Origin of the sequence: Xanthomonas sp. LMG 12459 (genome assembly GCF_009192905.1) — a bacterium.
Taxonomy (GTDB): Bacteria; Pseudomonadota; Gammaproteobacteria; order Xanthomonadales; family Xanthomonadaceae; genus Xanthomonas_A; species Xanthomonas_A sontii.
Map to the genome: position 1 here is coordinate 21221 of NZ_NSGT01000075.1, position 7576 is coordinate 28796.

Sequence of the window (7576 nt, forward strand, 5' to 3'; positions counted from 1 at the left end):
GCGGGTGTCTCCAGACAATGCAGTGCACGCACGCCGTCGCCACACGACGCAACCGCGCAGCGACGGACGGCTCAGGGAGGATGGCGATGGCAGGCGCATGGGCGGCTCCGACGATGGGCAACGCCAGGGGCTACGCTCGGAGTCCTCGCGGATCGGGCTTGCGCACTCTCGGAATCAAGGCCAGCACCGCAAGGAGCTGGCGAACGATCCCGTCCTGAGCGGACGGGACCCATCTGGGACGACCCAGACCGTGGCGGTCCTGTCAGCTCTGTCGCTGCAGCGTCGGTCTAGGATGACTGTCCAAGGAAGGTGGCCTCTGGCCGGAAAACGATGGGCGCGCGCAGTATAGCCAGCTGCTGCGTCGCCGCAAGCCCGTGCAGCGCACGCGGCGCCGCACATTCACTGCGCAGCCAGCACCAGCCGCGGGTGTGTGGCCGGCGCCACCTGCTGGCGCGCGCGCAACCAGGCGGCCAGCTCGCGCGGCGGCAGCGGCCGCGAGTGCAGATAGCCCTGGATCTCGTCGCAGCCCTGCTCCCGCAGCAAGGCCTCTTCCTGCACGGTTTCCACGCCCTCGGCCACCACCTGCATGCCCAGCGCGTGGCCGAGCTGCACGATCGCCTGGGTGACCTTGGCGGTGCCGCTGTCGTGCAGCATGTCCTGCACGAAGCTGCGGTCGATCTTCAGGCGCTGCACCGGGAAGCGATTGAGGTAATGCAGGTTGGAGAAGCCGGTGCCGAAGTCGTCGACCGCCAGCAGCACGCCTTCCTGCTCGAACAGTTCGAAGCAACGGCGCAGCGACTCGCTGTCGCGGATCAGCGCCGACTCGGTCAGTTCCAGTTCCAGCCGCTTCGGCGACCAGCCATTACGCTGGCACAGCTCGATCACCCGCTCGGCAAAGCCGCGGTCGCGCAACTGCATCGCCGAGACGTTCACCGAGACCCGGTCGAAGCTCAGCCCCGCCGCATCCCAGGCCGCGGCCTGGCGGCAGGCCTCGCCGATTACCCAGTCGCCCAGGCGCACGATCTCGCCGCATTCCTCGGCGATCGGAATGAACTCGGCCGGGTTGCAATGGCCGTGGCCGGGGCGGTGCCAGCGCAGCAGCGCTTCCACCGCCGGCGCGCGCTCGCCCGCCGCGTGCACCAGCGGCTGGTACACCAGCGAGAACTCCTCGCGGTCCAGCGCGCCATGCAGCGCATGCTCGATCTCCAGGCGCCGCTGCGCGCGCAGCAGCACGTCCTGGCTGTAGTAATGGCAGGTGTTGCGTCCGGACTCCTTGGCCGCGTACATCGCCGCGTCGGCGGCGCGCAGCAGGCCGTCGAAGTCCTGGCGCCCCTCCTCCATCAGCGCGATGCCGATGCTGGCGCCGATCTTGATCACGTTCTCGCCGCTGTGCAGCGGCTCGGCCAGCGCCGCGATCAGCTTGCGCGCCACGTGCCCGGCATCGCCCGGCTCGGCCAGGTCGCGCAGCACCACCACGAACTCGTCGCCGCTGAAGCGGCCGAACAGGTCGCTGGTGCGCAGCTGCTGATGCATGCGGGTGGCCGCCAGCTTCAGCAGCGCGTCGCCGGTGGCGTGGCCGAAGGAATCGTTGATGCTCTTGAAGCCGTCCAGGTCGACGAACAGCATCGCCAGCGTGGTGCCGCGCTCTACCGCCTCGTGCATCGCCTTCTCGGCCTGCTCGCGCAGCAGCTGCCGGTTCGGCAGGCCGGTCAGCAGGTCGTAGTGGGCCAGCAGCTCGATGCGCTCGCTGGCCTCGCGTTCGCGGGTGATGTCGCGGAACAGCACCACGAAGCGCGGCGGCAGGCCGTCGCGTTCGTCCAGCTCGATCAGCACCTGCACCCAGATGCGCTGCCCGGACGGGCGGTGGAAGCACAGATCCAGTTGCTCCGGCAGGCCGCCCTCGGTGATGCGCACCAGCGCCGACTCGAACGCATCGCGCGAGTCCTGGGTGTACAAGGCCAGCGCGTGATCCAGATCGATGGCCTCCTTGCGCAGGCCATGGATGCGGTAGCACTCCTCGGTCCACTGCATGCGCCGGGTGCCGACCTCGATCTCGCAGCCGCCGATCTTGCCCAACGCCGAGACGCGGTTGAGCAGTTCGGTGCGCCAGCGGATCAGGGCGTCGGTCTGACGCTGCTCGGTGATGTTCTGCACCTGGCCGAGCACGCGCTGGATGCGGCCGTCGGCCTCCACCTGCGGCTGCGCCCACACCCGCAGGTGCAGCGGCGACTCGCTGCCACACACCAGCTCGACCTCGAAGTTGGCCGGTTTGGCCTCGCGGGCCATGCGCCGCCAGACCGAGATCAGCTGCGCCATCGAATCGCGGCTGAGCAGGCGCAGCCACCCGCGGCTGCTCGGCGCCTGCTGTTCGTCCAGCCCCGTGACGCGCAGGAATTCGCGCGAGCACCACACCCGGTCGCGCAGCGGATCCCAGGACCAGCTGCCCATGCGGGTCATGCGCTGCGCCTCGCGCAGCAGGGTCTGCTGGTCGCGCAGGCGCTGTTCGAGCAGCTTCTGCTCGTGGATGTCGGTGTGCGTGCCGATCATGCGCAGCGGGCTGCCGTCGGCGGTGCGTGCGACGATGCGGCCGCGGTCCAGGATCCAGTGCCACTGCCCGTCCTGCCGGCGCAGGCGGAACTCGCACATATAGGTCTCGGTGCGGCCCTCGAAATGCGCGCGGATCGCCTGGCGCAGGCGCTCCTGGTCGTCGCCGTGGACCAGCGGCAGCAACGCGTTCAGGCCGTCGGCCGGAGCATCGCCGGCGTAGCCGAGCATCCGCTTCCAGCGCTCGGAGCGGAAGATGGTGTCGCTGGGGATGTCCCAGTCCCACAGCCCGTGCTCGGCGCTGTCCAGGGCGATCTCCCAGCGGGTGGCGCCATCGCTGCCGACCGGTTCGGGCACGCTGAGGGTGTAGGCCAGCAGGCCGCCGCTGTCGTCGCGCACCGCGCGCAGCCAGCCGTCCAGGCGTCGCCCGGCGGTGCCGGGCAAGGCGCAGGCCAGCATGGTCTCGCCGCCGAACAGGCGCTCGCGGGCCGCACGCAACAGCTCGGCGTACGCCTCCACGGTGCGCGGCAGCTCCAGTGCCTGCGCTGCCCGGTTCGCCGCCAGCGGCCTGCCATCGGCGTCCAACAGGACGAGCGCCGAGGTGAGCGGGTGCTGCAGCAAGCTTGCGATGACGCCTTGATCCACGCCGAGATGCTCCGTTTCGCCGCCCTGAAGGCCAGCGGTCGAAGGTGATAACGGCACCCGGCGGCATTAATTGAGCGCCCGCACCGCCCGACCATGGGCCGCGGCGGCCGTCAGCGGCTAAGATGTCCGCCGGACACGGACCACCGCAGCAGGCTGCCGGGGCATGCAACCACAACGCGACAGCTCCCTGCCCCATCAGGCGACCTCCGGCATGCGCCTGGCGCAGCGCCTGGACCGCGGCATCTGGAGAGTGGTGCTGCTGTACGTGCTGCTGGGGCTGGCGCTGTCGATCGGCAGCGACCTGGTTTTGGCGCATTTCGTAGACGATCCCCGCACGTTGATCGTCCTGCAGTTGGTCAACGACGCCCTGTTCCTGACCCTGACCGCAATCGCCCTGTACTACCTGCTGCGGCCGCTGGTGCGCGCCGCGGTGCAGGCGCACACCCGGCTGGCGCTGTCGGAGGCCGGCTACCGGCAGATGTTCCACGCCAATCCCAGCCCGATGCTGGTCTACGACCTGGAAAGCCTGCGGATCCTCGACGTGAACCCCACCGCGGTCGCCTTCTTCGGCTGGTCGCACGACGAGTTCGTCGGACTGGAATTGGCGCGACTGTGGCCGCCCAGCGCCAGCGCCCGCCTGGCCGAGGTGATCGAGACGATCCGGCAGACCCCGTCCAAGACCTGCGTGGTGGCCGAGCCGCTGCGCCTGCGCGACGGTAGCCAGTGCATGGCCGAGGCGCGCAGTACCAGCCTGGACTACCACGGCCGGCAGGCGCGGCTGGTGGTCATCAGCGACCGCAGCGCCGAATACGACGCGCAGCGCCGCCGCGACCAGGCCCTGCAGCATCTGCAGGAAGCGCAGTCGATCGCGCGGCTGGGCTCCTGGCAACTGGACCGGGCCAGCGGCCTGGGCAGTTACTCCGAGCAGGTCTACCAGATGCTCGGGCGGCGCGTGCCGGACCAGCCGCGCCAGCACCGCCTGGAAGAGCTGCTGGTGCCGCCCGACGTGGCCTCGCAGACGCGCATCCAGCGGGTGATCGAGGACCTGTGCGGCAGCGCGCCGCTGCAACTGGACATGCTGCTGCCGGTGCTGGCCGCCGACGGCCAGGCGCGCATGCTGCATCTGCGCGCCGAATCGTCCAGCGACGACGCAGGCGGCGCCTGCGTGCACGGCACCCTGCAGGACGTGACCGAGCACGAGCGCTCGCGGCGCCTGCTGCACGAGCGCGAGGAGCAGTTCCGCGAACTGGTGCGCGTGCTGCCGGACGGCGTGGCGATCCTGCACCAGGAACACGTGCTGTACGCCAACGCCGCCTGCGCCGGGCAGTTCGGCTTCGAGGGCGAGAACCTGCTCGGCGAGCCGCTGCAGGGCCTGGTCGACAGCGCCGACCTGGCGCTGGTACGGCAACGGATGGGCGCGGCCGGGGCCAAGGGCGAACGCGGTGCCACCGCACGCATGTGCCGCCGCGACGGCTCGCTGTTCCATGCCGGGCTGTCGTTCGGCAACGTCCGCTACAGCGGCCGCGACTGCAAGCTGCTGATCGTGCGCGACCTCAGCGAACCGGAGCGCATGCGCGATGCGCTGGCGCAGAGCAACCGCGAACTGCAGGCGATGGCGCGACGCCTGTTCTCGCTGCAGGAAGACGAGCGCCGCGCGATCTCGCGCGACCTGCACGACGATATCGGCCAGGCGATCACCGCGATGAAGCTGTCGGCGCACGCGGCGCTGGACGAGACCGACGCCGAGCGCCGCCGCGAGGACCTGAGCGAGATCGTGAGCCTGGCCGACAGCAGCATCACCAAGCTGCGCAACCTCTCCACGCTGCTGCGGCCGCCGCAGCTGGACGCGCTGGGCCTGGAAGCGGCGCTGCGCTGGCAGGCCGGCATGCTGTTCCGCGCGTCGCCGGTGCGCCTGCACCTGGACATCGCCACCCTGCCCGAGCGCCCCAGCGGCGAGGTCGAACAGGCCTGCTTCCGCATCGCCCAGGAGAGCCTGACCAACGTGCTGCGCCATGCCAGCGCCGGCGAGGTGCGGATGACCCTCGGCGACGAGGAACGCCAGCGCCTGCGCCTGGAAGTGGTCGACGATGGCGACGGTTTCGATCCGGCCGGGCCGCGTGGCCTGGGCCTGATCGTGATGCGCGAGCGCGCGCAGAGCGCCGGCGGTACCCTGCAGATCGACACCGCGCCCGGCGCCGGCACCCGGGTGACGCTGTGCCTGCCCTACACCACCGCGGCACCACCGTCGCCCCCGCCTGGAACCTGAGCCGATGTGGAATCCCGCCAGCGCCTTACCCGTGGACGACGAACTGCCGTCGCGCCTGGGTGCGGGCCATCCCGCCCTGACCGGCATGATCGCCGAGGCGCTCGCCGGCGGGCCGGGGGTGATGCTGCTGCACATCGACATCGACCACTTCGCCTCGATCAACGAGAACATGAGCCCGGAGGTCGGCGACCAGGCGCTGGCGCTGCTCGCGCACCGGCTGCAGGCGCACCTGCGCGGCCGCGGCCTGCTGTGGCGCCACGGCAGCGACGAACTGGTGATGGCGGTACCGCGTACCGCCGACGTGCCGCCGCCGGAAGCCTTCGCCGAGGAGATCCGGCAGCAGATCGAGCTGCCGCTGTCGGTGCTGCCGTACACCCTGTTCATGACCGGCAAGATCGGCGTGAGCCTGTGCCCGGAGCATTCCACGCGGCTGTCGACCCTGCTCGACTTCGCCGAGGATGCGGTCTATCAGGCCGCGCGCGAAGGCGGCAACCTGGTGCGCCTGTACGCCGCCGACGGCCCGCCCAGCGCGCACAGCGAGAGCATCATCTCGCGGCAGATCGTCGACGCCATTCCCAACGGCGAGCTGCGCCTGCGCTACCAGCCAATGGTCAGCGCCCGCGACGGTCGCGTGGTCGGCATGGAATCGCTGCTGCGCTGGCAGTCGCCGACCCTGGGCATCCTGGTGCCGGAGCGCTTCATGCGCACCGCCGAGCGCCTGGGCGTGATCGTGCAGATCGGTACTTGGGTGATGGAAGGCGCGCTGCGCCAGGCGCGGCTGTGGCGCGACCAGGGCTTCGACGACTTCACCATCGCGGTCAACGTCTCCACCCTGCAGCTGCTGCGCCCGACCTTCTTCAACGAGGTGATGTCGGCGCTGCAGGCGGCCGGGGTACCGCCGCAGATGGTGGTACTGGAGATCAACGAGAGCGCGTTGACCAACAACGTCAACTTCGTCCACGAGACCCTGGCTAATCTCTGCCGCGAAGGCATCAGCCTGAGCCTGGACAACTTCGGCACCGGCGATTCCAGCCTCAGCGCACTGGTGCGCTACCCGGTGGACAAGCTGAAGATCGACCGCAGCTTCATCAAGAGCGCACCGGCCGGCAACCGCGAGGCGGCGATCGCCCGCGCGATCATCGCCATGGGCCACCAGCTGGGCATGGTGGTGATCGCCAACGGCGTGGAATCGCAGGCGCAGCTCGGCTTCCTGCGCCGCAACGACTGCGACATCTTCCAGGGCTATCTGTTCGGCGAGCCGATGTCCGCCGAAGCGGCGGGCATGGCCCTGCGCCGGCGCTACCTGCGCCCGGAATCGTTCACCGAGACCCGCCCGGACCGCACCCTGCTGCTGCTCGACGACGAAGAGAACGTGCTGCGCTCGCTGGTGCGGCTGTTCCGCCGCGACGGCTACCGCATCCTCGCCGCCGGCAACGTCCGCGACGCCTTCGACCTGCTCGCCACCAACGACGTGCAGGTGATCCTGTCCGACCAGCGCATGTCCGACATGAGCGGCACCGAGTTCCTGGGCCGGGTGAAGATGCTCTACCCCGACACCATCCGCCTGGTCCTGTCCGGCTACACCGACCTGGCCACCGTCACCGACGCGATCAACCGCGGCGCGATCTACCGCTTCCTGACCAAGCCGTGGAACGACGACGAACTGCGCGAACACATCCGCCAGGCCTTCCGCACGCACGACGAACAGCGGCGGGATGCGGGGCCCTGAGGGGCTGGGAATCGGGAACGGGGAATCGGGAATGGGAAAAGCCGCATTGCGGCTTTTCATTTTTCAGGTCAGGTCATTGAGGCGACATCGGGTACACGGAAAGCGAACAGCGTCAGCGCTCCCGCTTTTCCGATTCCCCATTCCCGATTCCCCATTCCCAGCTACTTCGGCTGCCTAACCGGAATCACGATCCGGAACGTCGAGCCCTCGCCGACGACGCTGCTGACATCGATGCGGCCGTGGTGCTTGTTGACGATGCCGTAGGAGATCGACAGGCCCAGGCCGGTGCCGCAGCTCTCGCGCGCGCGGCTGCTGGAGAAGCGGCAGAAGCGCTCGGTGATCCGCGGCAGGAGATGAGCGGGAATGCCGGAGCCGCCGTCGCGCGACGCCCG

General features: G+C 69.8%; 4 protein-coding genes. 2 read left to right on the plus strand and 2 right to left on the minus strand.

Annotated features, from left to right (window positions below; genetic code table 11):
• Positions 1-399: 399 nt before the first annotated feature.
• On the minus strand, positions 400-3189 hold the full coding sequence (locus CEK65_RS15790) for a bifunctional diguanylate cyclase/phosphodiesterase (RefSeq protein WP_026143349.1): 2790 nt from the start codon (positions 3187-3189) through the stop codon (positions 400-402).
• 163 nt (positions 3190-3352) lie between these two features.
• On the opposite strand from CEK65_RS15790, the gene CEK65_RS15795 reads away from it, so the two are divergent.
• Both CEK65_RS15795 and CEK65_RS15800 read left to right on the plus strand, forming a co-directional pair.
• Positions 3353-5455, plus strand: coding sequence for a PAS domain S-box protein (locus CEK65_RS15795; protein ID WP_226980598.1), 2103 nt, complete (start codon positions 3353-3355; stop codon positions 5453-5455).
• A gap of 4 nt (positions 5456-5459) precedes the next feature.
• Positions 5460-7184 (plus strand): EAL domain-containing protein, encoded by a 1725-nt coding sequence (locus tag CEK65_RS15800; RefSeq protein WP_152182288.1) that lies wholly within the window; start codon positions 5460-5462, stop codon positions 7182-7184.
• Between the two features lie 161 nt (positions 7185-7345).
• Here CEK65_RS15800 and CEK65_RS15805 read toward each other — a convergent pair.
• Positions 7346-7576 (minus strand): ATP-binding protein (locus tag CEK65_RS15805; protein ID WP_255424535.1); only part of this gene is annotated, 231 nt, incomplete at its 5' end.

What these genes read in the sequence shown, in the direction of transcription:
- CEK65_RS15800 (WP_152182288.1), top strand. Translation starts at nt 5,460, where the DNA reads ATGTGGAATCCCGCCAGCGCCTTACCCGTGGACGACGAACTGCCGTCG.
- CEK65_RS15795 (WP_226980598.1), top strand. Translation starts at nt 3,353, where the DNA reads ATGCAACCACAACGCGACAGCTCCCTGCCCCATCAGGCGACCTCCGGC.